Source organism: Paracoccus sigandri, from assembly GCF_003709565.1.
Taxonomy (GTDB): domain Bacteria; phylum Pseudomonadota; class Alphaproteobacteria; order Rhodobacterales; family Rhodobacteraceae; genus Paracoccus; species Paracoccus siganidrum.
On the sequence record NZ_QNRC01000017.1, the window covers coordinates 47,430 to 72,919 of the forward strand.

Here is a 25,490-nt window from a genome sequence, read left to right on the forward strand (position 1 = left end):
TTGAACTATGTCGGAACCGCTGAGTTCGGTGCAGCCCGACTCTTGCCCGTCCCCGCGAGACCGAGCCTGCAACCGACGATGTCGCGAGGCATCACGCCGTCTCTTTCGCGGCTTCCCGCTGCGCCAGCACGCGGCTCAGCCAGTCGGGGTCCATCTCGGGCACCGAGGAGAGCAGCTTTTCCGTATAGGGGTGATGCGGCGGCCGGAACATCGATTCCTTCGGCCCCTGTTCGACGACCGCGCCGTTCTGCATCACCACCACCTCGTCCGCGATCGAGCGCACGGTGGCGAGATCGTGGGTGATGAACAGATAGCTCAGCCCCATATCGCGTTGCAGCCGGTCGAGCAGCCGCAGGATGCCCTCGGCCACCAGCTGGTCCAGCGCGCTGGTCACCTCGTCGCAGATGATCAGCTCGGGTTCGGCGGCCAATGCCCGCGCGATGCACAGGCGCTGCTTCTGGCCGCCGGAAAGCTCGCCCGGCAGGCGGTCGATGAAGCTGCCGGGTTCCAGCTCGATCTCGGCCAGCAGATCGCGGATGCGCGCCTCTTTCCGGCGACCGCGCAGGCCGAGAAAGAATTCCAGCGGCCGGCCCAGGATCTCGCGGATGCGGTGGCGCGGGTTCAGCGCGGTGTCGGCCATCTGATGGATCATCTGCACGCGGCGCTGCAGGGCGCGCGGCCGGTTGCGGCAGACCGGATCCAGCGGCTGGCCGTCGAAGACCACCCCACCGCCGGTCGGCGGCAGCAGCCCCATCACCACCCGCGCCGTGGTCGATTTCCCGGATCCGCTTTCGCCCACCACCGCCACGGTGCGGGCGCGCGGCACGTCGATCGAGACCTGCTTCAGCACCGGATGCGTGCCATAGCTGGCGGTCACGTTCTCGATCCTCAGGATCGGCTCGGGCCGGGCCTGTTCCGCGCGCGGGGCGGGCTGGAAGTTCCGCACCGCCCAGAGCGAGCGGGTGTAATCCTCGCGCGGATGGGCCAGCATCCTGCGGGTCGCGGCCTCTTCGACCTCTTCGCCTTTCAGCAGCACCTTCACCCGGTCGGCCATCTGCGCCACCACCGCCAGGTCATGGGTGATGTAGATCGCGGCGGCATCGTGCCGGCGCACCACCTCGCGGATGGCGGCCAGCACCTCTATCTGCGTGGTGACGTCCAGCGCCGTTGTCGGCTCGTCGAAAACGATCAGGTCGGGATGGCAGGACAGCGCCATGGCCGTCATCGCCCGCTGCAACTGCCCGCCCGAGACCTGGTGCGGATAGCGTGCGCCGAATCTGTCGGGATCGGGCAGGCGCATCTCGCGATACAGCTCCACCGCTTCGGCCTCGGCCTGCCGGCGCGGCATCAGCCGGTGCCGGACCGGCCCCTCGCAATATTGCGCGATCAGCCGCCAGGCCGGGTTGAAGGCGGCGGCCGAAGATTGCGCGACATAGGCGATGCGGCGACCGTGCAATCGGCGCAGCAGCGCCGGTTTCGCGCCGGCCAGTTCATGCCCGTCGAAGCGGATCGAGCCGCCCGAGACCCGGCAACCCGGCTTCACATGGCCCATGGCGGCAAGGCCGAGCGTCGATTTCCCGGCGCCGGATTCGCCGATCAGGCCGAGGATCTCGCCCCGGTTCAGTGTCAGATCGACGCCCCTGACGATCTCGGTCCAGCCCTGGGCATTGCGGGCCTCGATGCGCAACTCGCGGATCTCCAGCAGGGTATTCATCCGATCACTCCTTCAGGCCGCTGGAAAGATGCAGGATCCAGTCCACCACCAGGTTCACTGCCACGGTCAGCAATGCGATGGCGCCGGCAGGCAGCAGCGGCGCCAGTCCGAAGGTCGCCGCCTGCCAGCTGGCAAAGTTCGCGAAGGCGATCAGCTTGGCGCTTTCCCGCACCATCGAGCCCCAGTCCGCGGTCGGCGGCTGCAGGCCGAGGCCCAGAAAGGACAGTGCCGAGATGAACAGGAAGACAAAGCAGAAGCGCAGGCCGAATTCCGCGGTCAGCGGCGCGCCGGCATTGGGCAGCACCTCGCGGCGGACGATCCAGCCCAGCCCCTCGCCGCGCATCCGCGCGACCTCGATATAGTCCATGGTCAGGATGTCCTGGGCCACCGCCCGCGACAGTCGATAGACCCGCGTGCTGTCCAGCACGGCGATCACCAGCACCAGCGCCATGGCAGAGGTGCCGGAAATGGTGAGGATCAGCAGCGCGAAGATCAACGAGGGGATCGCCATCAGCACATCGACCAGCCGCGCGCTGAACGTGTCGAACCATCCCCCCAGCGTGGCCGCCAGCAGGCCCAGGGTCGCGCCCAGCACGAAGGCCAGGATCGTGGTCAGCAGCGCGATGCCGACGGTATTGCGCGCGCCGTAGATCAGTCGCGACAGCACGTCCCGCCCCAGCGCATCGGTCCCCAGCCAGTGCGGCGCGGCCCAGGGCAGGTATCTCGCGCCGGCGATCCCGGCTTCGGGATAGGGGGCGATCAGCGGCGCGAAGATCGCGACGAAGGCGTAAAGGGCGATGAGCAGCATTCCGATCTTCGCCGACAGCGGCGCGGCTTTCAGGGTCCTGAGCACGCCGGTCACCTCGGATGCAGAAGGCGCGGATTCGAGACGATGCCCAGCACGTCCGCGATCAGGTTGAGCAGGATATAGGTGCCGGCGAAGATCAGGCAGGCGGCCTGCACCACGGTCACGTCGCGCTTGGCGACGCTGTCCACCAGCAGCTGGCCGAGGCCGGGATAGACGAAGACCACCTCGACCAGGACCACCCCGACGATCAGATAGGCCAGGTTCAGCGCGATCACGGTGACGATCGGGGCCACCGCATTGGGCAATGCATGGACCGCGATAACCCGCCAGCGGCGCAGGCCCTTCAGCTGCGCCATCTCGATATAGGGCAGTGCCAGCAGGTTGACGATGGCGGCCCGCGTCATGCGCATCATATGCGCCATGACGATCAGCACCATGGTCAGCGCCGGCAGGAAGGTCATGTAGAGCCGCGTTCCCAGCCCCATGGCGGGCGAGACCGTGGCGAGGCTGGGGAACCACCCCAGCCAGGTCGAGAAAACCAGGATCAGGATATAGGCCACGAAGAATTCGGGAAACGAGATCACCGCCAGCGTCGAGGACGAGATGAAGCGGTCCAGGAATGATCCGCGATGAAGTGCCGCCAGCAGCCCCAACCCGACCGCCAGAGGCACCGCGATGGCCGCGGCATAGGCGGCAAGGAAGAAGGTGTTCGCCGCGCGCTGTCCGATCAACTCGGCGATGGGGCGCTGGTTCGCCAGCGACAGGCCCAGATCGCCGGAGAGCGCGCCAGCCAGCCAGCGCAGGTAGCGCGTCATGGCCGGATCGTTCAGTTTGTGCGCCTCGCGAAAGGCGGCCAGGGTTTCCGGTGTCGCCGATTGTCCCAGCACCTCGCTTGCGATGTCACCGGGAAGCAGTTCCACGGCCCAAAAGATCAGGGCCGAGACGATAAGCAATGTCAGCACGCCGATGGCAAGTCGGCGCAGGGCCAGCTTGAGGATCATGGGTTCCTTGCTTTCTTGTGGCTGGGCTGGGGCGAATATGACTAGATATAATGCCAGCCGTGGGGCTCAGGTCCAGCATCGCCTAGGTTAGCTTACCTGTCGGATATGTTAGGAATACTGAGCCGGAACCTGTGGCCGGCGGGCGATTGATGATGGATCGGGTGAAGTGAGCCGAGTCAGATGCTGGCTGCCATGCCGTTCGCGGAGCGCAGACGAGATTGAATGCCCCCGACATCGCGAAACGGTGTCCAATGCGCCCACGCCCGCCGCCGCAGCCAATAGTATCATTATATGACAGTATATTAATCATTGATCGGGAGAATTTCGGCATCTGCGCTCCAACCGCCCCGGACCCATATCGGAAACAAGCACGAGCGAACCGCAGCGCAAAATCGGCGGGATCACATAGCCATGGGGTTCACCGCCGGGCAGCGGTTCGAATCCGGCAGCAGACCGGTCGAACCGTGCGATGCCGAGGTCTTCTTCGAACTCGGGGATCCGTCGGCTTACGGTCGGCTGCCTGACGCTGAGTTCCAGTGCTGCGGCGCTGAAGCTGCCATTGCGACCCGCCGTGACGACATATCAAAGATGAAGGCCCGTGGCGTGCCTGCCTCTCCTGTTCGCACTGGGGTGAGGCGCTGAGCGGCGAAACCGCCAGAAAGAACGTGGCCCGGCAATCTCGCGCCGCGTCCGGCCAGTGGTCGGCGCCAGCCGCAAAGCTTCACGCCGAAACTCTGGCGTCGGGCTGTTCGCTCGTCCCATAGAACACCGCCCGGTTCCTCGGGTGGTGTTCTTCACTTTTCCAGGGCAAGTCCCCGACTGGACCCGGATACGACTTGCCGACCATGATCGTCGCACTGGTCAATCCGATCGATGACAACCGGGGCTGCTCTTGGTGATGGTCGACAAGCCCGCGGATGTTTCGGCGTTCGCATCCGACAGGGAAACGATGATCCGGCTCGGGGCGGCGGCCGACGCTCTGTCTTGTGCGGTATGCGCTCTGACCCTGCCGCCCGAAGCAAGGTTGATGATCGTGCCGGTGGGTCCCGCGCTGGCCGTGGAATTGCCCGAAGCTGCCCGGCATTGAGCCGAGCGGCGGCGAAACACCTTTGCCGCGGGGCGACGGGCTGCGCGGGCGGCCCTGCGAATGGCGGGCCATCCGGGTCCTGCCGGGTTGGCGATCGGGAAGGACAAGCTGCCGGACTGGCCTCCGGGCTGGTCGGGCAGCATCAGCCATAGCGATGAGGTTGCGGGGGCTGTGGCCATGCCGGTCGCTGGCCGCGCCTCGACGGTCCTGGGGCTGGATCTCGAAAGGATCGTCCCGCCCGGAACGGCCCGGCAGATCGCCTCGGGGGTCATGCCGGAACGATCGCCGGGAGGGTCCGGCCTGCCCCTCGCGGAAGAGATCACCCGCGTCTTCTCGGCCAAGGAAGCGCTTTGCGAGGCGCTTTTCCCCCATACTCGGCAGTTCCGGGAATTTTCGGCGGCAAGCATCGACTGGCATCGCGACGGGCCGGGCGATCCGGTTCGGGTCCGGTGACATAGTCGTCCTCGATCCGGCTGTCCTGGCGATGGCGCGGGACCGAGCCGGGGAAGCGCTGGCCTTCATAGATCGCGGTGAAGTCCTGTTCGTCGCGCGCCAGGCGCAGGCCGGCCGACAGGCGCAGCCTTTCACCGACCGGGACGGTCACATCGCCGAAGGCCGCATAGGTGCGGGAGACGATCCGCGTCCCGGACATTCCGTTCTGGCCTGACGCTGACGGTCAGTGATACCGTCTGCGACACTGATGACGAGGTGTCCTTCGAGATGCAGCCGATGCTGTATTACGGGGTGATCGTGGAAGGCGCGTCCTCGCGGCTGTCGGTCAATCGCAGCATCTCGACATCGATCCTGCCGAACGAGCCGATCATCCTGATGGTGGGCGAGCCGGCCGAGTTCAGCGGCCGGCCGCGCAATGGCGTCCGCTATCTGAACCTTGGCCTGTCGACCGAGACCGCCTTCATCGAGGAATTGTCGAACACCTATCACACGCATGTCTTCCACGACCTGATCCAGAAAAGCCGCGATGGCATCCAGTTCCGCCGCCTGCCGCGCTGTCCCGTCATCGACGAGATCGTGCGCGAAATGACCTCTCCGCCCTTCGGCCGCGCCATCACCGACCTGCGGATGGAGGCCGGCACGCTGAACCTGGTGGCCGAGATCGCCCGATGCCTGCACGAGGACAGGTTCGGCCATTGCGGCAGCAAGGGGCTGCGGCGCTGCGAATTGCTGCGCACGCACAGGGTCCGCGACCTGCTGGAGGCGCATCTGCACAGCCCGCTGACGCTGTCGTAGCTCAGCCGCGAGATCGGCATCAATCCCACGACCATGTCGGCGCAGTTCAAGCAATGTTTCGGCGTCTCGATCTTCGGCTATCTGCGACGCCGCCGGCTGGAGGCGGCGCGGGAACTGCTGCGGCGCGAGGACGACAGCGTGGCCCGCATCGGCTATCGCGTGGGTTTCGACAGCCCTGCCGCCTTCTCGACCGCCTACAAGCGCCAGTTCGGCCATTCGCCAAGCCAGGAGACCAGGCTTGCGCCTCTCCGCCGATGATGGCGACTGGGCAGCATTCACTGAAGGTGCGGCGTGGATGGGGCCGATCCAGCGGCCTCGCGGCGCCATCGGGAAGTGGTCCTCAGGGCGGCGGTCTCGCGATCTGCCTTTGCGGGCGGGGGGCCGGAAGCGCCGCAGACTGCCTCGACCTGAGGATTGAGCGCATCGGCGATCGCGGCCGAGGAAACGCCGCGCTCCATGGCGCGGGCGATTATCCGGTGCCGCTGGATCCCGGTTGACGCGCCGGCTGTAGCCATAGGTATCCTTCTCAGCGGCGGTCAGACATTCGACCCCGGCAAGGTCAAGTGCGTCGCGCAGCCGTAGCCGTAGCCGTAGCCGTAGCCGTAGCAAAAGCAACAGCAGCTGACGCGACCGCGCTTCATCCACGATATTCCCGGAGCCGCCAGGGCTCCGGGGCCTGTCCTGCGAGGTGCCGATGCCATTCGAATTTGCAGATCCCGCCACCTTGGCGGATGAGGCCGCCGCCCTTCGCGCCGTGCCCGTGCGCGAGGAGCTGTGGCTGCTTGGTCAGCCGCCCCTGACCGACTATCTGGACCTCTGGTCGCGCGATGTCGAAGGCGGCGAGGCCCGCCGGCGCGAGGATGTCATCGCCGAATGGCGGCGGGCGAACGACCATCTTGCCGAACTGGAGGAACGCGAAGCCGGCCTGGCCGACCGCATCCGGTGCCGCAAGCTGCCGGCCACGATGCGGGCGGTGGCCTTCGCCGTTTCGGACCGGCCGCCGGGATCGTGGGGATCGTCGTCGGGCAGGGCTCGAACTTTCTCAGCGGGATCCGATGGGCCAGCGGATCGTCCTGCACAACGGCTATCACCGGGCCTGCGCGCTGCGCATGGCGGGGGTGACCCATGCCCCGGTCATCGTCCAGACCGTCAGCCGGCGCGACGAGCTGGAGGTGGTCGCCGCTGCCGCCGTCGTGGACGATCCCGCCTTCTATTTCCGCGCCAACCGGCCGCCGATGCTGAAGGATTTCTTCGATCCGCGCACCAGCATCGTGCTGCCGGCCAGGCGCAGGCGGAAGATGATCAAGGTCAGCTTCACCGTCACCGAGCTGTATGTGGAAGACCTGTAGGATGCCCCGCGACGACACATCCCCCGTCCCCCGCCCCCGCTGTGCTGGTCCGAGGCGTTGGCCGAGCAGCAGCCCCGCTGGCTGGGCTGGGTCCTGCTGGCGCCGCGGCTGTCGCATACGGTGCTGTCCGCCTGTGCAGTGCTGCTGCTGGGCGGGCTGGTGGTGCTGGTCGCGTTCGGCGAATACACGCGTAAGGTGCGGCTGCCAGGCTGGCTGGCGCCGCGGCAGGGCCTGCTTCAGGTCGTGGCGCCGCAATCGGGGTGCTGACGCGGCTGGTCGCGCAGGAGGGCCAGCAGGTCCGGCAGGGCGATGTCCTGGCCGTGCTGTCCGGCGAAAGGCGCAGCGGGGCGGTGGGCGAGACCCAGCAAGAGGTGCTTCGCGCGCTGCGTGCCCGGCGCGACAGCCTTGCGGCGGAACGCGACAGCTACCGGGCGCCGTTCGCCCGGCAGGCGGAAGCGCAAGAGGCGCCTGACGGGGATAGAGGCCGGCAGCCTGGATACCGAATTCGCCCTGCAACGCGAACGGGTGGCGCTGGCCTGGGCCGCGATCAAGGCCGCGCGTCCGGGGGCCTGGCGACCGAGGACGACATGCAGCGCGCTGCGGAATCGACCTTCGACCTGGCCCTTGTCCTTCAGGCGCTGGAACGCACCCGCGCCACCGTGAACCTCAGCCGCGTCGAACTGGCCCCCGAGATCGCCGAGCGCCCGCTGCGCGAGCAGCTGGCCGAAACCGATCGCGCCATCGCCCAGATCGGCCAGGAACTGGCCGAGGGCGAGGCCGCGCGCGAAACCGTCGTGACCGCGCCGGAATCGGGCACCGTCACCGCCTTGCGGGCGGTGGTCGGGGACCGTGCTTCAGGCCCGGCTCTACGGGACCAGCCGCGACATCGGCTTCGTGGCGCCCGGTCGGCGCGTGCTGGTCCGCCATGACGCCTTTCCCCACCAGAAATTCGGGCAGTATCAGGGCGTCATGCGCAGCGTCTCGCGCGCGACCGTGGGGTAGGGCGAGCTGGTCGAGGCGGCGGCGGGGCCGCTGGCCTCGCTCGGCGCGCCGGGAGAGCCGGTCTATCGCATCACCGTCGATCTGGAGGCCCAGAGCGCCCGGGCCTATGGCCGGCCCGCACCGCTGCGGCCGGGCATGACCCTGCAATCCGACGTCCAGATCGAGACCCGCCGGCTGTGGGAATGGGTGTCCGCCGCGATGAACCGCTATTCCGAGAACGTGGCCGAACTGCTGCTGCTGGGGCGCACCGAACTTGCCGATTTCAACGAGGCGCGCGACAGCCTGGAAGGCAGCCTGTCGCGGCTGGAAGGCCTGATCCGCGACGAGATCGACGTCGCCGCCCAGCCCGAAGGACCGCGCCGCCGAGGAGAAGGAACTGGCCCGCGTCGCCGAGAGGCGCTCGCTTTTCGAGAATATTGACGAGCAGACCCAGCGGCTGCTACTGCTGCGCGACCAGGGCCGGCGGGAAGAGGCGATCCGCATCTTCCGCGAAGAGATCGAGAAGCGTCTGGACAGCGCCCTGGAGGCCCATATCGGTGCCGGGATCGCCGACGAGGAGGCCGAATTGCGGCGCTATCAGTCGCAGCCCAACCGGCTGGAACGCGAGCTGGAATGGATCATCAGCATCGTGACCGCCGCCGCCTTCGTCGTGTCGGCCATCGCGGCGCTGCTGCTGAGCCGGTCGCTGACACGGCCCATAGCGGCGCTGGACTCCGCAACCCGAAAGATCTCCGAGGGCAACCTGGCCTATCGGCTGGACTATCGCGGGCGCGACGAATTCGCCAGCCTCGTCACCCAGATCGACAATGCCGCATCGTGTCTGAAGGCGCAGCGCTCGGCGCTGCTGAACGTGCAGACCGGCCTCGAGAAGAAGGTGACCCGGCGGACCCGCGAGTTTGAGGAGGCCAATGCGCGGCTGAAGAAGCTGGACCACATGCGGATGCTGTTCCTGGCCGATATCGGACACGATCTGCGCACGCCCCTGACGGTGCTGCGCGGCGAGGCCGAGATCGCCCTGGCTGACGCCGGCATCCTGGGCGAGGCGAACGACATCCAGATCGCGACATGTCTGCCGCCCGGCGGCTGCCGCGCCGAAGGCGATGCGGGCAGGCTGGCGCAGACGATGAGGATCGTGCTGGACAATGCGATCAAATACGCCGATCCCGGCTCGGTGGTGCGGGTCGGGCTGTCCTGCGGCGAGGGCCGCGCCGAACTGGCCATCCTGAACGAGGGCCCCGAGATCCCGGCGGCCGACCTGCCCTTCGTCTTCAGCCGCTTCTATCGCGCCCGCCAGCCGGCGAATTTCCGGCACAGCGGGACCGGGCTTGGCCTGTCCATCGCGAAATGGATCGTCGAGGGGCATCGGGGCCATATCGGCATCTCCAGCGCGGATCACCGGACGGCGGTGCGCGTTTCCCTTCCTCTTCTGTCCTGAGGCGACGATGGCAAAGATCCTGCTTGTCGAAGACGACCCCCGCATCGCCAGCTTCGTCACCCGCGGCCTGAAGGCCGAGGGCCACATGCTCGACATCGCCGGGAACGGGCAGACGGCGATGGCGATGATGCGCAAGGCGGATTATCCGCTGGTCATCCTGGACCGGATGCTGCCGGATTTCGACGGCGTGACGGTCTGCCGGCAGATGCGCAGCGAGAACATCACGGCACGGGTGCTGATGCTGACGGCACGGGATGCCTAGGGCGACAAGATCGAGGGGCTGAACGCCGGGGCCGACGACGACCTGACCAAGCCCTTCGCCTTCGACCACCTCGTCGCCCGCGTCGAGGCGCTGCTGCGACGCTCGCCCGACCTGCGCTATGACCCTGTCCTGCAGGTCGCCGACCTGGTCCTTGACCCCGGCACGCGGCAGGTGACGCGGGCGGGCAGGCCCATCGAGCTGACGTCGAAGGAATTCGGGCTGCCGCGCTACATGATGGAACATAGCGGCGCGGTTCTCAGCCGGACCCAGATCCTCAACAACAACTGGGGCTATGGCTTCGATCCCGGCTCGAAGGTGGTGGACGTCTATATCCGCTATCTTCGCGCCAAGATCGACAGCGTGGCCGAGGCGCCGCTGATCCACACGGTGCGCGGCGCGGGCTATCGCCTGGGGCATTGAGCCTCCGGGCCCAGGCGTGAAGCGCGCGCGAAATCCTGCTGCGGCCGCCAGGCGCTGTCCTGCGGCAGGGCGCCATCAGGAAAACGCGGCCTGGCCGCCGCCATCCCTTCGATGCCGCCCATGGCGGCGACTGACGGGCGACCGGTGCTGCCGTGGTGTTACGCGACCCCCGCAGCCAGGCGCCCACCTTGCGATTCTGCCGCATCGACGGGAATAACGTGCCGGGGCGCGGCGTTAATCCATCAAAAGATGACAAGAGGATGACGCCGATGCCCGCCTCTCCGGGCAGCCGCATTCGTGCTCGTCTGTCCCGGCCCGTCGCGGCCCCTTCGCTGGCCCTGTTCCGCATCCTGTTCGGGGCGCTGCTGCTGTGGGATTGCTGGCGCTTCATCCGCGACGATCGCGTCTGGCGCTATTGGATCGCGCCCGAGTTCCATTTCTCCTATCCCGGCTTCGCCTGGGTCGGTCCGCTGTCCAAGGACTGGATCGAACTGGGCTGGCTGGGCCTGGGCATCGCCGCGCTCTTCGTCATGCTGGGCCTGTTCTATCGTATCGCCATCGTCGCGCTGACGGTGATCTTCGGCTATCTGGCGCGGCGAGGGCCATGACGTCTCGGTCCCGGCCAGGATCTGCAAGTCGCTGAACGGCCGGCCTTGACAGGAGTTCATCGACCCCAGGGCGGACCTGACACGGGTCGGATGGAACCTGTTCGGTTCGGACCCCTGGGTGCTGCTGCTTCAGATTCCCGTCCGGGGCATTGTCGGGAATGGCCGGTAGATCCGGGACGCCGACCTTCAAGGTCTTCTGGCGGCGGCTCGGCGTGCTGAAGTCGGGAGCCGTTCAGTCCAGACTGGTCAGGTGCGGCATCGCTGGATTTGCGCAGCCGGCTGCGCCTGCCCCTTGGCTTCGCCTCCCACATCATCTCGGGATCGAACCAGAGACCGTCGGCGAACCACGATGCTTGAGCGCTTCATTGTCGGCCGGCCAGGTCCGGGTCTTATAGCGCGGTGGTGCCGGTCTGCTCACGCGATCCAGCTGCCACGCTGAAGTTGCAAGGTGAATCCCTTCAGACAGAACCGTGCCTCCCTCGACCGTCCGCCAAGGGCTCACTCCCCCTAAGCTCCTCATCGGACTGCCTTGATCCCCTCGAGGATCAGCGTCGTCGCCACGTCGGCGTAATCCTCGCGCGAGATGCGGCCGCCGTCGCGGAACCACATGTAGACCCAGTTCATCATCCCGAAAAGCGACATGGTCACCGGCATCAGCAGCGGCCGGTCCTTGCTGTCCAGGCCGGGGTTGATCTCGTCCAGAACCAGCGAGAAGCGCCGCACGATGCTGCGCTCGACGGCGGTGATCTCGGCCTTCTGCGCGTCCGAGAGGGCGGCGGTGGCGTTCAGCTGCACCTTGTGCTGGTTGTCGGCGCCCCGGTAGTTCTCGAGCACCGCGCCGACCAGCTTGCGCAGCCGCTGCTCGGGCGGCAGGGCCGGGTCGTCGGCCGCCTCGATCGCGGCGTCCAGTTCCTCCAGATGGGTGATGATGATCGCGAAGATCAGCGCATCCTTGCTGGGATAGTAATGATAGAGCAGCGCCTTGGACACCTGCGCGTATTTCGCGATCTGCGACATCGAGGCCTTTTCCATCCCCTGCTGCGCAAAGACCGCGGCGGCATTGTCCAGAATGCCGCGCTGCTTTTCCTCGAAATCCTGAGCCCGCGTTCGAGCCATGAAGTCAATTCCCTGAATTCGAAAGGGATTCTGCCCGCGCCGCGACCAAGGCAGCAACCTGAACGGGCAGGGCCCTGTCATCGCTATAGCGGCGGGGCGCGCAACTGTCACGCCCGCGCCGTTTTGCACGCCTATTCCTTGGGGCGGTTGTCCACCACACGCTTGGCCTTGCCTTCCGAGCGCGCGACCGAATTGGGGTCGCGGACCTCGATCCGGGTCGAGACGCCGACGATCGACTTGATGTGATGCGCAAGCTCCTTGGCGGATGCCGCGCGGGCGTCCTCGTCGGCGTGATCGGCGGTGCATTCGACGCAGACGGTCATGTTGTCCATCCGCCCCGAGCGCGACAGCTCGATCTGGAAATGCGGGGCGAGGCCCTTGCATTTCAGGATCTGCTCCTCGATCTGGGTCGGGAAGACGTTCACGCCGCGCAGGATGATCATGTCGTCGCTGCGGCCGGTGATCTTCTCGATCCGCCGCATGGATCGTGCGGTGCCGGGCAGCAGCCGGGTCAGGTCGCGGGTGCGGTAGCGCACCATCGGCAGCCCTTCCTTGGTCAGCGTGGTGAAGACCAGCTCGCCCATCTCGCCGTCGGGCAGGACCTCGCCGGTCAGCGGGTCGATGATCTCGGGATAGAAATGATCCTCCCAGATATGCAGCCCGTCCTTGGTCTCGACGCATTCCTGCGCGACGCCGGGGCCCATCACCTCGCTGAGGCCGTAGATGTCGACGGCGTGCATGTCGAAGGCCTCCTCGATCTCCTGGCGCATGGCGTTGGTCCAGGGCTCGGCGCCGAAGATGCCGACCTGCAACGAGCTTTCGCGCGGGTCCAGCCCCTGGCGGCGGAACTCGTCCAGGATCGACAGCATGTAGCTGGGCGTGACCATGATGATGCGCGGCTTGAAGTCGTGGATCAGCGTCACCTGCCGCTCGGTCATGCCGCCCGAGATCGGGACCACGGTGCAGCCCAGCCGCTCGGCCCCGTAATGCGCGCCGATGCCGCCGGTGAACAGCCCGTAGCCATAGGCGTTGTGCAGGATGTCGCCGGGCCGCCCGCCCGCCGCGCGGATCGAGCGCGCGATCAGGTTCGCCCAGTGGTCGATATCGGCGGCCGTATAGCCCACCACGGTCGGCTTGCCGGTGGTCCCCGAGGATCCGTGGATGCGCACCAGCTTGGATTGCGGCACGGCGAACATGCCGAAGGGATAGGTGTCGCGCAGGTCCTGCTTCACCGTGAAGGGGAATTTCGCGATATCGGCGAGGGTTTTCAGCTCCTCGGGATGCACGTCATGTTCGATGAACCGCTTGCGGTAGAAGGGCGAGTTCTCGTAGGCGTGTTTCAGCGAACGCTTCATGCGGTGGAACTGGAGCGCCTCGATCTCGTCGCGAGACGCGATCTCGATCGGGTCCAGGTCCTGCTTGCGCGGGGTCAGGTCTTCCATGCTGTCCTCCCTCGGGATTGCGGTTGCCGGTCAGTCCTCCACCGGCAGATGGGTTCCTTTGACGGTGCGCGAATGGCCGCGGAATTCGGCCACATGGGCGCCGTCCTGGTTGGTGATGCGGATGTCGTAGATGCCCGACCGGCCCCGTCGCGAGACCTCGCGCGCCTCCGCCGTCAGCCGGTCGCCGATCCGGCCGGGAACCAGGTAGGTGATCGAACAATGCTGTGCGACCACCAACTGATTGTAGCTGTTGCAGGCGAAGGCGAAGGCCGAATCGGCCAGCGTGAAGATATAGCCGCCATGGCAGTTCCCGTGCCCGTTGGACATCGCCTCGGTGATGGTCATCGACAGCGTCGCCTCGCCCGGCACGACATGGTCGAGGCTCATGCCGAGGCGCTGGCTGGCGCTGTCGTCGTTCCACATGGCGCGGGCCGAGGCCTCGGCCAGTTCCTGCGGGGTCATGTCCTGCGGGCGGGTCATTTGCCGGTGAACTCCGGTTTGCGCTTTTCCAGGAAGGCGGTGACGCCCTCGGCATAATCGGCGCTGCGGCCGGCCTGCTGCTGGCAGTCGCGTTCCAGGTCGAGCTGCTCGTCCAGCGTGTTGGTGGCCGCCTGCTGGATCAGCCGCTTGGTCAGGCCCAGCCCCAGGGTCGGCCCGGCGGCGAGCGATGCGGCCAGTGCCGCGGCCTCGGCGATCAGGGCGTCATCCTCGACCACCTTCCAGATCAGCCCCCATTCGGCGGCGCGTTCGGCTGGCAGCGGCTCGGCGGTCAGGGCCAGCGCCTTGGCGCGGGGCTCGCCCAGGATGCGGGCAAGGCTCCAGGTTCCGCCGGCATCGGGCACCAGCCCGATCCTGGCGAAGGCCTGGATGAAGCGGGCCGATCTGGCCGCCAGCACGATGTCGCAGGCAAAGGCGATATTCGCGCCGGCCCCCGCCGCCACGCCGTTCACCGCGCAGACCACCGGCTTCTCGAGGCTGCGAATCAGCCGCAGGGTCGGGTTGTAGAAATTCTCGAGCGTCTGGCCCAGGTCCGGCGCCGGCCCGCCCTTGCGCGGATCGCGGTCGCCCAGGTCCTGCCCGGCGCAGAAGCCGCGCCCGGCCCCGGTCAGCAGAACCGCGCGCACCGCGTCGTCGTCATGCGCGCGCCGGAGGCCGTCGCGCAGCGCAAGATGCATCGCCTCGTTGAAGGAATTCAGCTTTTCGGGACGGTTCAGCGTCAGCGTCAGCACGCCATCGGCAAGCACCGAAGTGACGGTTTCGGGACTGGTCATATGTCTCTCCCCCTTGGCCGCCGGCAGGATTCTCGGCGGCCCTCGAAGATTTCTGTTGCATAAACCGACCGGACGGTCAATGATAATCAGACCGGGGGAGGTCCGGGGGAGTATATCATGACTGCGTTTTTCGACCATCACCGGCCGACACTCGAGGCTGCGCGCGAGGCGCTGTTCGCCCGCGGTTTCTGGTCGATCTATCCCGAAGTTCCCAGCGGCCGGATCTATGGCGAGACCGCGAAGGCCGAGGGCGAATCGGCTTTCGCCGCGCTGCTCGGCCAGCCCTTCACGCTGCCCGGCCATCCCGAGGATCGCCGGCTGGGGGCCGAGCTTTCGCCCTTCGGTCCGGAACTGGGGATCGCCTATCCCGCCGCCGATCCGGCCCGGCTGCTGGACGCCTCGCAGGCTGCCGCGCCGGCGCTGGCCGATGCCGGCCCCGAGGCGCGCGTCGGCGCCTGTCTCGAGATTCTCGCGCGGCTCAATCGCCTGAGCTTCCTGATCGCCAACGCGACCATGCACACCACCGGGCAGGCCTTCGCCATGGCCTTCCAGGCGGGCGGACCCCATGCGCAGGATCGCGGGCTCGAGGCGGTGGTCATGGCCTGGGACGAGATGACCCGCTTCCCCGCCGCCGCGCGCTGGGAAAAGCCGCAGGGCAAGGCCGCGCCGATCGTCATGGACAAGCACTGGACGCTGGTGCCCGCCGGCATCGCGCTGACCATCGGCTGCAACACCTTCCCGACATGGAATTCCTATCCCGGCATCTTCGCCAGCCTCGCCACCGGCAACCCGGTGATCGTCAAGCCCCATCCGGCGGCGATCCTGCCCCTGGCGCTGACCGTGCGCATCGCCCGCGAGGTGCTGGCCGAGGTCGGGCTGCCCGCCGACGCGATCCTCTTGGCCGTGGACGCGCCGGGGGCCGAGATCACCAAGACGCTTGCCACCGATCAGGCGGTGCGGCTGATCGACTATACAGGCTCGAACGCTTTCGGGGACTGGCTGCGCGCCCATGCCCGCCAGGCGCAGATCTTTGCCGAGGAGGCGGGGGTGAACACCGTCACCATCGCCGCCAGCCCGGATTTCGCGGCGATGTGCGACAACCTCGCCTTTTCGCTGGCGCTCTATTCCGGGCAGATGTGCACGGCGCCGCAGAACATCTACGTGCCGAAGGGCGGGATCGAGACCGACCAGGGCCGCAAGAGCCTCGACGAGGTGTCGCGCGGGATCGCCGATGCCATCGACCGGCTGCTGGCCGATCCCGCGCGGGCCGCGGGTGTTGCCGGCGCCATCGCCAACTCGGCGACGCTGGCGCGACTGGCCGAGGCGCGCAAGGCCGGCCGCATCCTGCGCGACAGCGCGCCGCTGCCCGAGGGCCGCAGCGCGACGCCGCTGCTGCTGGCGGTCGAGGCGGGCGATCCCGCCGCGGCCGGCGAATGCTTCGGCCCGGTCGCCTTCGTCGTCGCCTGCGAGGATGCCGACGACGCCATCGCCCGCGCCGCCGCGATCTCGGCCCAGAAGGGCGCGATCACCGCCGCGCTCTACGATACCGACGAGGACCGCATCGCCCGCGCGATCCGCGCCTTCGCGCGGGCCGGGGCGAACCTGTCGATCAACCTCACCGGCAATATCTATGTCAACCAGTCGGCGGCCTTCAGCGATTTCCACGTCACCGGCGCCAATCCCGCCGGCAATGCCAGCCTGACCGACACCGCCTTCGTCGCCACCCGCTTTCGCCGCGTCATGTGGCGCCGGCAGGTCGCGGCCTGACCCATACCCAAAGCATCCAGATCTCAGGGAGGAGACCGAGATGAAGAAGACCCTGTCCACCACGGCGCTGGCCGCCATCGTCGCGCTTGGCGCCGGTTCCGCGGCGCTGGCCGAGATCCGCATCGGCGCGTCGATTTCGGCGACCGGCCCCGCGGCCTTCCTGGGCGACCCCGAGGCCAAGACGCTGGAACTGCTGGTCGAGGAACTGAACGCGGCCGGGGGCATCGACGGCGAGAACCTGCGGCTGGTGATGTATGACGACGGCGGCGACCCGAACCGGGCGCGCACCTTCGCCACCCGCCTGATCGAGGATGACGAGGTGGTCGCCATCATCGGCGGCACCACCACCGGCACCACCATGTCGATCCTGGCCGTGGCCGAGGATGCCGAGGTGCCCTTCATCTCGCTGGCCGGCGCCATCGAGATCATCGACCCGGTGCGTCCCTATACCTTCAAGACCCCGCATACCGACCGCATGGCCTGCCAGAAGATCTTCGAGGACATCCAGGCGCGCGGCTTCACCCGCGTCGGCATGATCTCGGGCACCGACGGCTTCGGCGCCTCGATGCAGGCGCAGTGCAAGCAGGTGATCGGCGATTACGGGATCGAACTGGTCGCGGACGAGACCTACAACCCGACCGATGCCGACATGACCGCGCAGCTGACCAAGATCCGCAACACCGCGGGGATCGAGGCGATCGTCAATCCGGGCTTCGGGCAGGGGCCGTCGATCGTGACGCGCAACTACAAGCAGCTGGCCATCGACCTGCCCTTCTACCAGTCGCATGGCGTGGCCTCGGACGGGTTCATCGAGCTGGCCGGCGCGGACGCGGCAGAGGGCATCCGCCTGCCGGGCACCGCGCTGCTGGTCGCGAACCTGCTGGCCGAGGACGATCCGCAGAAACCCGTCGTCGATGCCTACAAGACCGCCTATGAGAGCCACACCAACAGCTCGGTCGGGACCTTCGGCGGCTATGCCCATGACGCCTTCCTGATCCTGACCGAGGCGCTCGGCCGCGCCGATGCCACCGACCCGGCCTCGATCCGCGACGAGATCGAGGCGACCGAAGGTCTGGCCGGCACCACCGGCATCTATACCTTCACGCCCGAGGATCACCTGGGCCTCGACCTGTCCGCCTTCCGCATGCTCGAGATCCGCGACGGCGCGTGGACCCTGGTCGACTGAACCGCGCCCCGGCGCCCCCGCCCGCGGGCGGGGGTGCAAGCAGCGGCGCCTGAATTCCAACATCCAGCCCGAGGCCAACATGTCGGAACTATTGCAATTCCTGTTTTCGGGGGTGACCGTCGGCGCGGTCTACGCGCTTGTCGCGCTCGGCTTCACGATCATCTACAACGCCTCCGACGTGGTGAACTTCGCGCAAGGCGAATTCGTCATGCTGGGCGGGATGATCACCTGGGCGGCCCATGCCGCCGGCCTGCCCTTGCCGCTGGCCGCGCTGAGCGCCATCGTCATCACCTCGGCCATCGGCGTGGCGATGAACAAGCTGGCCATCGAGCCCGCGCGCGGCGCGCCGGTCGTATCGCTGATCATCATCACGATCGGCGCCTCGATCTTCATCCAGGGCGCGGCGCAGATCGTCTTCGACAAGCAGATCCACAGCTTCCCGGCATTTTCGGGCGATGCGCCGCTGCGCGTCGGCGGCGCCACGATCCTGCCGCAGAGCCTGTGGGTGCTGGGCGGCGCGGTGGTGGTCTTCGTCGGGCTCTGGGTGTTCTTCACCCGCACATTGCTGGGTCGCGCGGTGCTGGCCACCTCGAACAACCGGCTGGCGGCGCAGCTGGTGGGGATCAACACGAATTTCGTGATGACCCTCTCCTTCGCGCTCTCGGCCGGGATCGGGGCGCTGGCCGGGGCGCTGGCCACGCCGATCACGCTGACCGCCTACAATGTCGGGATCGGCTTCGCGCTGAAGGGCTTTGCGGGCGCGATGCTGGGCGGCATGGGCAACCCCAAGGGGGCGCTGGTCGGCGGCTTCCTGATCGGGCTGATCGAGGCGCTGACGGCGGGCTACCTGTCCTCGACCTACAAGGACGCGGCGGCCTTCGTGGTCATCCTGCTGGTGCTGTTCTTCATGCCGCAGGGCCTTTTCGGCCGCAAGTCGACGGACCGGGTGTGAACATGAGGATCTCGCCGAAAACCGCGACGCTTCTGGTGCTGGCCGTGCTGGTCGCGCTGTCGCCCTTCTTCTTTCCGTCGAACTTCTACTATCGGATCGGATCGTTGATGTTCGTCAACGCCATCGCCGTCATCGGCATCGTGATCCTGACCGGCTATGCGGGGCAGATCAGCCTGGGCCATGCGGGCTTTGCCGGGATCGGCGCCTATGCCTGCGCGCTGGCGCCCGTGCATCTGGGCCTGCATCCGGGCATCGCGGTGTTTCTGGGCGCGGCCATCTCGGGGGTGCTGGCCTGGATGGTCGGCCGGCCGATCCTGCGGCTCAAGGGCTATTATCTGGGCGTCGCCACGCTCGGCTTCGGGATCCTGGTGTCGATGATCCTGACGAACGAGCGCGACCTGACGCGGGGCCCCGACGGCATCGACGTGCCCGACCTGGGGCTGCGTGCGCTGGTCAACGGGCTGGGGCTGAACCTGTCGAACGGGCAGTTCTGGTATTTCTTCTCGGGCATCTGCATGATCCTGGGGGCCTGGATCGCGCTCAACCTGTTCAACAGCCCAGCCGGGCGGGCGCTGCGGGCGCTGCACGGTTCCGAGGTCGCGGCGCGGACCGTCGGCGTGGACGTGGCGCGGATGAAGCTGCAGGCCTTCGTCATCTCGGCGGTCTATGCCTCGATCTCGGGCTCGCTGCTGGCGCTGCAGAACCGCTTCGTGTCGCCCGACATCGCCGGCTTCATGCATTCGATCGAGATGGTGACCATGGCGGTCCTGGGCGGGGTCGGCTCGGTCCTGGGCGCGGTCATCGGCGCGGGCATCCTGACGCTTCTGCCGCAGGTGCTGACGATCTTCGCCGAATACGAGCAGCTGGTGCTGGGCCTGGTGATGATGCTGGTGATGATCTTCCTGCGCGAGGGGCTGCTGCCCTCGATCCTCAAGCGTTTCCGGGGGAGGGACGAATGAGCGAACTTCTGTCCATCGAGGGCCTTGGCATCAGCTTCGGCGGTGTGAAGGCCGTCCACGATGTCAGCTTCAAGGTCAAGCCGGGCGAGATCGTGTCGGTGATCGGCCCGAACGGCGCCGGCAAGACGACGCTGTTCAACATGATCTCGGGGATCTACCGACCGGAAACCGGGCGGGTGGTGCTGAACGGCGAGGACGTGACCGGGATGGAGCCGCATCTGCTGGCCCGGCGCGGCATGAGCCGGACCTTCCAGAACCTGCAGATCTTCCAGTCGATGACGGTGCTGGAAAACGCCATCACCGGCTATCACCTGCAGGAAAGCGGGTCGGTGCTGGCCGACCTGTTCAACCTGCCCGCGTCGCGCCGCCGCGCCCGCGAGGCCGAGGCCGGCGCGCGCAGGCTGCTGGAACGGGTCGGGCTGGAACGCGCCGCCGAGCGCGAGGCGGGAAACCTCTCCTACGGCTCGCTCAAGCGGCTGGAGATCGCCCGCGCGCTGGCGCTCGGCCCCAAGGTGCTGCTGCTGGACGAGCCGGCGGCGGGCTGCAACGCCGTCGAGACCGAGGAGATCGACCACCTGATCGCCGAGGTCGCGGCCTCGGGCGTGGCGATCCTGCTGGTCGAGCATGACATGAAGATGGTCATGCGCATCTCGAACCATATCGTCGTGCTGGACCATGGCGAAAAGATCGCCGAGGGCGATCCGGCCACGGTCAGCCGCAACCCGGCGGTGATCGCCGCCTATCTTGGCGCGGAAGCGGAGGCGGAACATGCTGACGGTTGACGGTCTGCGGTCGCGCTATGGCCGCATCGAGGTGCTGCACGGCATCGACCTGCATGTCGATTCGGGCGAGATCGTGACGGTGGTCGGTGCGAACGGCGCCGGCAAGACCACGCTTCTGCGCTGTCTGTCGGGGGTGCAGCCGGTCACCGGCGGCTCGATCACCTTCCGGGGCGAGCCGCTGGTTCCGGTGCCCGCCCATCGGCGGCTGGCGCGCGGCCTGGCGCAATCGCCCGAGGGACGGCAGATCTTCACCAATCTCACGGTCGAGGAGAACCTGCGGCTGGGCGCCTTCCTGTTCACCGACGACCGGGTGGAAAAGGACATGGACGACGCCTTCGCCATGTTCCCGATCCTGCGCGACAAGCGCAACCTGGCTGCCGGCGGGCTGTCGGGCGGCCAGCAGCAGATGCTGGCCATGGCGCGGGCGCTGATGGGCCGGCCCTCCTGCCTGCTTCTGGACGAGCCCTCGATGGGCCTCGCGCCGATCATCGTCAGCCAGATCTTCGAGGTGGTGCGCGGCATGAAGGACCTGGGCGTCACCGTGCTGCTGGTCGAGCAGAACGCCTTCGGCGCGCTCAAGATCGCCGATCGCGGCTATGTCATGGAAACCGGCCGCGTCACCATGGAGGGGCCGGCGGAGGAACTGATCGCCGACCCGCGCATCCGCGAAGCCTATCTGGGGATCTGAAGAATGCCTGTCGTGACCATCGCCCGCGAGGGCGAAATCGCCGTCGTCACCGTGGACAACCCGCCGGTCAACGCGCTGTCGCAGGCGCTGCGACAGGGGCTGTGGGATGCGGTCGATGCGCTGGATGCCGATCCGGGCGTTCGGGCGGTGGTGCTGATCTGCGCCGGGCGCACCTTCATTGCCGGGGCCGATGTGAGCGAATTCGGCAAGCCGCCGCAGCCGCCGCATCTGCCCGATCTGGTGGACCATATCGAATCCGCCGCCACCCCCTGGGTGGCGGCGATCCACGGCTCGGCCCTCGGCGGCGGGTTCGAGGTCGCGCTTGGCTGCCGGTTCCGCGTGGCGCTGGACAGCGCCTCGGTCGGCCTGCCCGAGGTGACGCTGGGGATCGTGCCGGGGGCCTCGGGCACGGTGCGCACGCCGCGCATTGCCGGCATCGCGGCGGCGGTCGATCTGGTCACCACCGGGCGCCCGGTCAAGGCGCCCAAGGCCCGCGAGCTGGGGCTGATCGACGCGGTGGTCACGGGCGAGCTGCGCGCCGCTGCGGTGGATTTCGCCCGCGCGGCGCTGGATCGCCCGCTGCCGCCGCCCGTCTCGCAACGCGAGCTGACCCCGCCCGAGCCGGGCTTCTGGGACGAGCGCGAGGCCGCCATCGCCCGGCGCGCCCGCGGCGATGCCGCGCCGCTGCGCGCGCTGGCCTGCCTGCGCAAGGCCGCCGAGGCGCCCTTCGCCGAGGCGATGGCCTTCGAGCGCGCCACCTTCCTGGACCTGCGCGGCTCGGATCAGGCGCAGGCGCTGCGGGCGGTATTCTTTGCCGAACGCGCGGCGCCCCGCCCGGCCGCGCTGCGCGACATCGCCCCGCTGCCGCTGGCCCGGATCGGCGTCGTCGGCGGCGGCACCATGGGCGCCGGGATCGCGGCGGCGCTGCGCGACGCGGGCCTGCCGGTCGTGCTGGTCGAGCGCGACGACGAGGCCGTCGCGCGCGGCATCGCCAACCTGCAACGCATCTTCGAGGGCGGCGTCAAGCGCGGCAAGCTGGCGCCCGATCAGGCGGCGGCGCGACTGGCCGGCGTCACCGGCAGCACCGATTACGCCGCGCTGGCCGATATGGACCTGGTCATCGAGGCGGTCTTCGAGGAAATCGGCGTCAAGCGCGCGGTCTTCGAAGAACTGGGCCGCCACTGCCGCCCCGATGCGGTGCTGGCGACCAATACCTCCTATCTCGACCCGCGGCTGATCGCCGATGTCGTGCCCGATCCCGGCCGCTTCATCGGGCTGCATTTCTTCAGCCCGGCCAATGTCATGCGCCTGCTCGAGATCGTGCCGATCCCCGAGACGCGGCCCGAGGTGCTGGCGACCGGCTTCGCGCTCGGCCGCGCGCTTGGCAAGATCCCGGTCCAGGCCGGCATCTGCGAGGGCTTCATCGGCAACCGCATCCTGAAACGCTATCGCGCCGCGGCCGAGGACCTGGTCCGTCGGGGCATCGCCATCGCCGAGGTGGACGCGGCGATGCGCGGCTATGGCTTCGCGATGGGTCCGTTCGAGGCGCAGGACCTGGGCGGGCTCGACATCGCCTTCCTGCAGCGCGAGGGCGCGCGCGCCGAAGGGCGGGACGTGCCCGAGACGCTTGGCGACATCCTGGTGCGGGCCGGGCGCAAGGGCCAGAAGACCGGCGGCGGCTGGTATGACTACCAGCCCGGCGACCGCACCCCGCACCCCTCGGCCGAGGTCGCAGGGCTGCTGGCCGGGCAGATCACGCCGGGCGAGGCCATGGATCGCCCGGCCATCGCCGAACATCTTGTCGCGCAGATGGCGGCCGAGGGCGAGGCGATCCAGGCCGAGGGCATCGCGCAATCGCCCTCGGACATCGACCTTGTGGAAATCCACGGCTACGGCTTCCCGCGCTGGCGCGGCGGCCCGATGTTCGCGGCGCGCAAGGGCTGAGCAGCGCCGGCGCCTTCACGGCAGAGAGGTGCGAAACCGGCCGGGGCGGCACGCGGCCTTCGCCTCTGCTGCGCGGGGTCTTGACCGAGATCGCCCTTGACGGCGGCGCGGCGCGGCGGCTAGTGAAACGGGCGCAAGCCCCGGATTGCGCATTGTTTCAAGGGCCGACTCCGCGCCGCCTCCATCGCAAGGACCTGTTCGGTGAACACGGCACCTGACCGCGCCTCTGCCCCGCAACCCATCCTGTCCCACATCAAGCAGGCGATGGCGATCCGCGCGCCCGCGATGATCGTCACCATCTATGGCGACGTGGTGGTGCCGCGCGGCGGGGTCTTGTGGATGGGCACGCTGGTCGAGACCTGCGCCGCGCTGGGGCTGGGGGAATCGCTGGTGCGCACCGCCGTCTCGCGGCTGGTCTCGGCCGGCCAGCTGGTGGGCGAACGCGAGGGGCGGCGCAGCTATTATCGGCTGGCCGAGAGCGCGCGCCAGGACTTCGCCGAGGCCGCGCATCTGCTGTTCGGCCCGCGCCCCGAGCGCCGCGGCTGGACGATCCGCTACATCCCCGGCCAGGACGATCCGCCACGCGGCGCCGCCATGGCGCAGATCGGGCCGGATCTCTACCTCGTGCCGGGGGCGGCTGGTGATGCCGGGCCGGGCCTCATGTTCGGGGCCGAGCTGCGGGCCGGGGCGGCGTTGATGCCGGGTTGGGCCGAGCGTCTGTGGCGGCTTGACGATTACGCGCAGGGCTATCGCCGGATGATCGCGCTGTTTGCGCCGCTGGACGAGGCGCTGGCGCAGGGTCGTGCCTTGTCGGGGACCGAGGCGCTGGTGGCGCGGCTCCTGCTGGTCCACAGCTATCGCGCGGTGCTGCTGCGCGACCCGCGTCTGCCGCCCGAGGCGCTGCCGCCCGACTGGCCGGGCGACGAGGCCCGCGCGCTGTTCCGACGGCTCTATCTGGCGCTGTCGGGGCAGGCCGATGCCCGGATCGGGGCGCGGATGGAGGGCTCGGACGGGTTGCTGCCGCGCGAAACCGCCCAGACCCGCGCCCGGCTGGAATCCCTGTCATCGCATTGATATGAATGCATTATTCTGCATGGCGGCCATCGCCATGCGCAGAAACATCACACGTATACGAATATTTTGCTTCCCGATGTGACGCTTTCGCGATATAAGCTGACCAATCGGTTGGCGAATTGGGAGAATCGCCGCCATTCTCGAAACAGCCAGGGAGAACCGCGCCAATGCCGGAAGCCTTCATTTGCGATGGGGTCAGGACGCCGGTCGGCCGCTATGGCGGGGCTTTGGCCTCGGTCCGCGCCGACGATCTGGCGGCCTTGCCGCTGCGGGCGTTGATGGAGCGCAATCCCGGCGTGGACTGGTCGGCGGTGGATGACCTGATCTATGGCTGCGCCAACCAGGCGGGCGAGGACAACCGCAACGTGGGCCGCATGGCTGCGCTGCTGGCCGGGTTGCCGATCGTCGTGCCGGGCACGACGGTGAACCGGCTCTGCGGCTCGGGGATGGATGCGATCGGCATGGCGGCCCGCGCGATCAAGGCGGGCGATTGCGATTTCGTGCTGGCCGGCGGGGTCGAGAGCATGAGCCGCGCGCCCTTCGTGATGCCCAAGGCCGAGACCGCCTTTTCGCGCGCCAATGCCGTCTATGACACCACCATCGGCTGGCGTTTCCCGAACCCGGCGCTGAAAGCCGCCTTCGGCACCCATTCCATGCCCGAGACCGCCGATAACGTGGCCGCCGATTTCGGTGTCAGCCGCGCCGACCAGGACGCCTTCGCGCTGCGCTCGCAGCAGCGTTGGGCCGCTGCGCAGGCCGCCGGGATCTTCCGCGACGAGATCGCCCCGGTGACGATCCCGCAGCGCAAGGGCGATCCCATCGTGGTCGACACCGACGAGCATCCGCGCCCGGCCACCACGCCCGAGCAGCTGGCCAAGCTGCGCGGCGTCAACGGGGCCGAGCTGACGGTGACGGCGGGCAATGCCTCGGGCGTGAACGACGGCGCCGCGGCGCTGGCGATCCTGTCCGAAGAGGCCGCGAAAGCGCAGGGCCTGACGCCGAAGGCGCGCGTCGTGGCGATGGCCGCGGCCGGGGTCGAACCGCGCATCATGGGCATCGGCCCGGTGCCGGCGGCCCGCAAGGTGCTGGCCAAGGCCGGGCTCACGCTCGACCAGATGGATGTGATAGAATTGAACGAGGCTTTCGCCGCCCAGGGGCTGGCCGTGCTTCGCGAACTGGGGCTTGCCGATGACGAGCCCCGGGTGAACCCCAACGGGGGCGCCATCGCGATCGGCCATCCGCTCGGCATGTCGGGGGCCCGGCTTGTGACAACGGCGATGTATCAGCTTCACCGCACCGGCGGGCGCTTTGCGCTCTGCACCATGTGCATCGGGGTGGGGCAGGGCATCGCGATGATCATCGAACGCGTGTGAAT

28 protein-coding genes and 3 pseudogenes are annotated in these 25,490 nt (G+C 68.1%); 21 read left to right on the plus strand and 10 right to left on the minus strand.

The window, feature by feature from the left end:
* Positions 1–91: 91 nt before the first annotated feature.
* The 4 genes and pseudogenes from C9E82_RS15405 to C9E82_RS15420 form a co-directional block, all read right to left on the minus strand.
* Positions 92–1,714: an ABC transporter ATP-binding protein gene (locus C9E82_RS15405; RefSeq protein WP_119896639.1), complete on the minus strand. Its 1,623-nt coding sequence runs from the start codon at positions 1,712–1,714 to the stop codon at positions 92–94.
* Between the two features lie 4 nt (positions 1,715–1,718).
* Entirely contained in the window at positions 1,719–2,522 is an 804-nt protein-coding gene (locus C9E82_RS15410; protein WP_119896638.1) for an ABC transporter permease, read from the minus strand.
* 50 nt (positions 2,523–2,572) lie between these two features.
* Complete coding sequence (locus C9E82_RS15415) at positions 2,573–3,523, minus strand: ABC transporter permease (protein WP_119896637.1); 951 nt, start codon at positions 3,521–3,523, stop codon at positions 2,573–2,575.
* Between the two features lie 306 nt (positions 3,524–3,829).
* Positions 3,830–4,090, minus strand: a pseudogene (locus C9E82_RS15420) (helix-turn-helix domain-containing protein); the annotation flags it as partial.
* Positions 4,091–4,421: 331 nt separating this feature from the next.
* On the opposite strand from C9E82_RS15420, the gene C9E82_RS15425 reads away from it, so the two are divergent.
* On the plus strand, positions 4,422–4,610 hold the full coding sequence (locus tag C9E82_RS15425; protein ID WP_119896636.1) for a hypothetical protein: 189 nt from the start codon (positions 4,422–4,424) through the stop codon (positions 4,608–4,610).
* Positions 4,611–4,625: 15 nt separating this feature from the next.
* Positions 4,626–4,775, plus strand: a pseudogene (locus C9E82_RS25420) (4'-phosphopantetheinyl transferase family protein); the annotation flags it as partial.
* Between the two features lie 154 nt (positions 4,776–4,929).
* On the opposite strand, the gene C9E82_RS25045 reads toward C9E82_RS25420, so the two are convergent.
* A complete protein-coding gene (locus tag C9E82_RS25045; protein WP_147393032.1) occupies positions 4,930–5,262 on the minus strand; it encodes a hypothetical protein in 333 nt (110 codons plus the stop codon).
* 68 nt (positions 5,263–5,330) lie between these two features.
* On the opposite strand from C9E82_RS25045, the gene C9E82_RS15435 reads away from it, so the two are divergent.
* The 10 genes from C9E82_RS15435 to C9E82_RS15485 all read left to right on the plus strand — a co-directional run bounded on the left by C9E82_RS15435 (position 5,331) and on the right by C9E82_RS15485 (position 10,934).
* Positions 5,331–5,858: a hypothetical protein gene (locus C9E82_RS15435; protein ID WP_183154092.1), complete on the plus strand. Its 528-nt coding sequence runs from the start codon at positions 5,331–5,333 to the stop codon at positions 5,856–5,858.
* Between the two features lie 12 nt (positions 5,859–5,870).
* The gene (locus C9E82_RS15440) at positions 5,871–6,116 is read left to right on the plus strand and encodes a helix-turn-helix domain-containing protein (RefSeq protein WP_338068073.1); all 246 of its coding nucleotides are present in this window, start codon (positions 5,871–5,873) and stop codon (positions 6,114–6,116) included.
* A gap of 797 nt (positions 6,117–6,913) precedes the next feature.
* Positions 6,914–7,207: a hypothetical protein gene (locus tag C9E82_RS15455; protein ID WP_119896631.1), complete on the plus strand. Its 294-nt coding sequence runs from the start codon at positions 6,914–6,916 to the stop codon at positions 7,205–7,207.
* A 57-nt stretch (positions 7,208–7,264) separates the two neighbouring features.
* Positions 7,265–7,474, plus strand: a complete 210-nt coding sequence (locus tag C9E82_RS15460; RefSeq protein ID WP_119896630.1) for a hypothetical protein — start codon at positions 7,265–7,267, stop codon at positions 7,472–7,474.
* A gap of 320 nt (positions 7,475–7,794) precedes the next feature.
* On the plus strand, positions 7,795–8,136 hold the full coding sequence (locus C9E82_RS24550) for an HlyD family secretion protein (protein ID WP_170161977.1): 342 nt from the start codon (positions 7,795–7,797) through the stop codon (positions 8,134–8,136).
* 208 nt (positions 8,137–8,344) lie between these two features.
* Positions 8,345–8,629: a hypothetical protein gene (locus C9E82_RS15470; RefSeq protein WP_119896628.1), complete on the plus strand. Its 285-nt coding sequence runs from the start codon at positions 8,345–8,347 to the stop codon at positions 8,627–8,629.
* A 145-nt stretch (positions 8,630–8,774) separates the two neighbouring features.
* Complete coding sequence (locus C9E82_RS15475; protein ID WP_119896627.1) at positions 8,775–9,644, plus strand: sensor histidine kinase; 870 nt, start codon at positions 8,775–8,777, stop codon at positions 9,642–9,644.
* A 7-nt stretch (positions 9,645–9,651) separates the two neighbouring features.
* Positions 9,652–9,906 (plus strand): response regulator, encoded by a 255-nt coding sequence (locus C9E82_RS24800; RefSeq protein ID WP_205962118.1) that lies wholly within the window; start codon positions 9,652–9,654, stop codon positions 9,904–9,906.
* 171 nt (positions 9,907–10,077) lie between these two features.
* Entirely contained in the window at positions 10,078–10,326 is a 249-nt protein-coding gene (locus C9E82_RS24805) for a winged helix-turn-helix domain-containing protein (protein ID WP_205962117.1), read from the plus strand.
* A gap of 269 nt (positions 10,327–10,595) precedes the next feature.
* On the plus strand, positions 10,596–10,934 hold the full coding sequence (locus tag C9E82_RS15485; protein WP_170161975.1) for an HTTM domain-containing protein: 339 nt from the start codon (positions 10,596–10,598) through the stop codon (positions 10,932–10,934).
* A 172-nt stretch (positions 10,935–11,106) separates the two neighbouring features.
* Here C9E82_RS15485 and C9E82_RS25050 read toward each other — a convergent pair.
* The 5 genes and pseudogenes from C9E82_RS25050 to paaG all read right to left on the minus strand — a co-directional run.
* A pseudogene (locus tag C9E82_RS25050) lies at positions 11,107–11,352 on the minus strand (IS5/IS1182 family transposase); the annotation flags it as partial.
* Between the two features lie 98 nt (positions 11,353–11,450).
* On the minus strand, positions 11,451–12,050 hold the full coding sequence (locus tag C9E82_RS15490; RefSeq protein ID WP_119896625.1) for a TetR/AcrR family transcriptional regulator: 600 nt from the start codon (positions 12,048–12,050) through the stop codon (positions 11,451–11,453).
* A gap of 131 nt (positions 12,051–12,181) precedes the next feature.
* Entirely contained in the window at positions 12,182–13,492 is a 1,311-nt protein-coding gene (gene paaK, locus C9E82_RS15495; RefSeq protein WP_119896624.1) for a phenylacetate--CoA ligase PaaK, read from the minus strand.
* A gap of 30 nt (positions 13,493–13,522) precedes the next feature.
* Positions 13,523–13,954 (minus strand): hydroxyphenylacetyl-CoA thioesterase PaaI, encoded by a 432-nt coding sequence (gene paaI, locus C9E82_RS15500; RefSeq protein ID WP_119896660.1) that lies wholly within the window; start codon positions 13,952–13,954, stop codon positions 13,523–13,525.
* Between the two features lie 14 nt (positions 13,955–13,968).
* The gene (gene paaG / locus C9E82_RS15505; RefSeq protein ID WP_119896623.1) at positions 13,969–14,763 is read right to left on the minus strand and encodes a 2-(1,2-epoxy-1,2-dihydrophenyl)acetyl-CoA isomerase PaaG; all 795 of its coding nucleotides are present in this window, start codon (positions 14,761–14,763) and stop codon (positions 13,969–13,971) included.
* Between the two features lie 117 nt (positions 14,764–14,880).
* Here paaG and paaN point away from each other — a divergent pair, with 117 nt between their 5' ends.
* The 9 genes from paaN (at position 14,881) to pcaF (ending at position 25,488) form a co-directional block, all read left to right on the plus strand.
* A complete protein-coding gene (gene paaN / locus C9E82_RS15510) occupies positions 14,881–16,530 on the plus strand; it encodes a phenylacetic acid degradation protein PaaN (RefSeq protein ID WP_119896622.1) in 1,650 nt (549 codons plus the stop codon).
* A 40-nt stretch (positions 16,531–16,570) separates the two neighbouring features.
* Positions 16,571–17,716 (plus strand): ABC transporter substrate-binding protein, encoded by a 1,146-nt coding sequence (locus C9E82_RS15515; RefSeq protein ID WP_119896621.1) that lies wholly within the window; start codon positions 16,571–16,573, stop codon positions 17,714–17,716.
* A 79-nt stretch (positions 17,717–17,795) separates the two neighbouring features.
* Positions 17,796–18,668: a branched-chain amino acid ABC transporter permease gene (locus C9E82_RS15520; RefSeq protein WP_119896620.1), complete on the plus strand. Its 873-nt coding sequence runs from the start codon at positions 17,796–17,798 to the stop codon at positions 18,666–18,668.
* 2 nt (positions 18,669–18,670) lie between these two features.
* Positions 18,671–19,627 carry a branched-chain amino acid ABC transporter permease gene (locus tag C9E82_RS15525; RefSeq protein WP_119896619.1) on the plus strand — a complete coding sequence of 319 codons (957 nt, stop codon included), beginning with the start codon at positions 18,671–18,673 and terminating at the stop codon, positions 19,625–19,627.
* Positions 19,624–20,409: an ABC transporter ATP-binding protein gene (locus tag C9E82_RS15530; RefSeq protein WP_119896618.1), complete on the plus strand. Its 786-nt coding sequence runs from the start codon at positions 19,624–19,626 to the stop codon at positions 20,407–20,409. The genes C9E82_RS15525 and C9E82_RS15530 overlap by 4 nt, the downstream gene beginning before the upstream one ends.
* Entirely contained in the window at positions 20,396–21,097 is a 702-nt protein-coding gene (locus C9E82_RS15535; protein WP_119896617.1) for an ABC transporter ATP-binding protein, read from the plus strand. Before C9E82_RS15530 ends, C9E82_RS15535 begins: the two co-directional genes overlap by 14 nt.
* Positions 21,098–21,100: 3 nt before the next feature.
* Positions 21,101–23,041 (plus strand): 3-hydroxyacyl-CoA dehydrogenase NAD-binding domain-containing protein, encoded by a 1,941-nt coding sequence (locus C9E82_RS15540; protein WP_119896616.1) that lies wholly within the window; start codon positions 21,101–21,103, stop codon positions 23,039–23,041.
* Between the two features lie 201 nt (positions 23,042–23,242).
* Positions 23,243–24,115 carry a PaaX family transcriptional regulator C-terminal domain-containing protein gene (locus C9E82_RS15545; RefSeq protein WP_240643408.1) on the plus strand — a complete coding sequence of 291 codons (873 nt, stop codon included), beginning with the start codon at positions 23,243–23,245 and terminating at the stop codon, positions 24,113–24,115.
* 167 nt (positions 24,116–24,282) lie between these two features.
* Positions 24,283–25,488, plus strand: a complete 1,206-nt coding sequence (gene pcaF / locus C9E82_RS15550; protein WP_119896615.1) for a 3-oxoadipyl-CoA thiolase — start codon at positions 24,283–24,285, stop codon at positions 25,486–25,488.
* Positions 25,489–25,490: the final 2 nt, after the last annotated feature.

What these genes read in the sequence shown, in the direction of transcription:
- C9E82_RS15405 (WP_119896639.1), bottom strand. Translation starts at nt 1,714, where the DNA reads ATGAATACCCTGCTGGAGATCCGCGAGTTGCGCATCGAGGCCCGCAAT.
- C9E82_RS15410 (WP_119896638.1), bottom strand. Translation starts at nt 2,522, where the DNA reads ATGCTGCTCATCGCCCTTTACGCCTTCGTCGCGATCTTCGCGCCGCTG.
- C9E82_RS15415 (WP_119896637.1), bottom strand. Translation starts at nt 3,523, where the DNA reads ATGATCCTCAAGCTGGCCCTGCGCCGACTTGCCATCGGCGTGCTGACA.
- C9E82_RS15425 (WP_119896636.1), top strand. Translation starts at nt 4,422, where the DNA reads ATGGTCGACAAGCCCGCGGATGTTTCGGCGTTCGCATCCGACAGGGAA.
- C9E82_RS25045 (WP_147393032.1), bottom strand. Translation starts at nt 5,262, where the DNA reads ATGTCCGGGACGCGGATCGTCTCCCGCACCTATGCGGCCTTCGGCGAT.
- C9E82_RS15435 (WP_183154092.1), top strand. Translation starts at nt 5,331, where the DNA reads ATGCAGCCGATGCTGTATTACGGGGTGATCGTGGAAGGCGCGTCCTCG.
- C9E82_RS15455 (WP_119896631.1), top strand. Translation starts at nt 6,914, where the DNA reads ATGGGCCAGCGGATCGTCCTGCACAACGGCTATCACCGGGCCTGCGCG.
- C9E82_RS24550 (WP_170161977.1), top strand. Translation starts at nt 7,795, where the DNA reads ATGCAGCGCGCTGCGGAATCGACCTTCGACCTGGCCCTTGTCCTTCAG.
- C9E82_RS15470 (WP_119896628.1), top strand. Translation starts at nt 8,345, where the DNA reads ATGACCCTGCAATCCGACGTCCAGATCGAGACCCGCCGGCTGTGGGAA.
- C9E82_RS24800 (WP_205962118.1), top strand. Translation starts at nt 9,652, where the DNA reads ATGGCAAAGATCCTGCTTGTCGAAGACGACCCCCGCATCGCCAGCTTC.
- C9E82_RS15485 (WP_170161975.1), top strand. Translation starts at nt 10,596, where the DNA reads ATGCCCGCCTCTCCGGGCAGCCGCATTCGTGCTCGTCTGTCCCGGCCC.
- C9E82_RS15490 (WP_119896625.1), bottom strand. Translation starts at nt 12,050, where the DNA reads ATGGCTCGAACGCGGGCTCAGGATTTCGAGGAAAAGCAGCGCGGCATT.
- paaK (WP_119896624.1), bottom strand. Translation starts at nt 13,492, where the DNA reads ATGGAAGACCTGACCCCGCGCAAGCAGGACCTGGACCCGATCGAGATC.
- paaI (WP_119896660.1), bottom strand. Translation starts at nt 13,954, where the DNA reads ATGACCCCGCAGGAACTGGCCGAGGCCTCGGCCCGCGCCATGTGGAAC.
- paaG (WP_119896623.1), bottom strand. Translation starts at nt 14,763, where the DNA reads ATGACCAGTCCCGAAACCGTCACTTCGGTGCTTGCCGATGGCGTGCTG.
- paaN (WP_119896622.1), top strand. Translation starts at nt 14,881, where the DNA reads ATGACTGCGTTTTTCGACCATCACCGGCCGACACTCGAGGCTGCGCGC.
- C9E82_RS15515 (WP_119896621.1), top strand. Translation starts at nt 16,571, where the DNA reads ATGAAGAAGACCCTGTCCACCACGGCGCTGGCCGCCATCGTCGCGCTT.
- C9E82_RS15520 (WP_119896620.1), top strand. Translation starts at nt 17,796, where the DNA reads ATGTCGGAACTATTGCAATTCCTGTTTTCGGGGGTGACCGTCGGCGCG.
- C9E82_RS15525 (WP_119896619.1), top strand. Translation starts at nt 18,671, where the DNA reads ATGAGGATCTCGCCGAAAACCGCGACGCTTCTGGTGCTGGCCGTGCTG.
- C9E82_RS15530 (WP_119896618.1), top strand. Translation starts at nt 19,624, where the DNA reads ATGAGCGAACTTCTGTCCATCGAGGGCCTTGGCATCAGCTTCGGCGGT.
- C9E82_RS15535 (WP_119896617.1), top strand. Translation starts at nt 20,396, where the DNA reads ATGCTGACGGTTGACGGTCTGCGGTCGCGCTATGGCCGCATCGAGGTG.
- C9E82_RS15540 (WP_119896616.1), top strand. Translation starts at nt 21,101, where the DNA reads ATGCCTGTCGTGACCATCGCCCGCGAGGGCGAAATCGCCGTCGTCACC.
- pcaF (WP_119896615.1), top strand. Translation starts at nt 24,283, where the DNA reads ATGCCGGAAGCCTTCATTTGCGATGGGGTCAGGACGCCGGTCGGCCGC.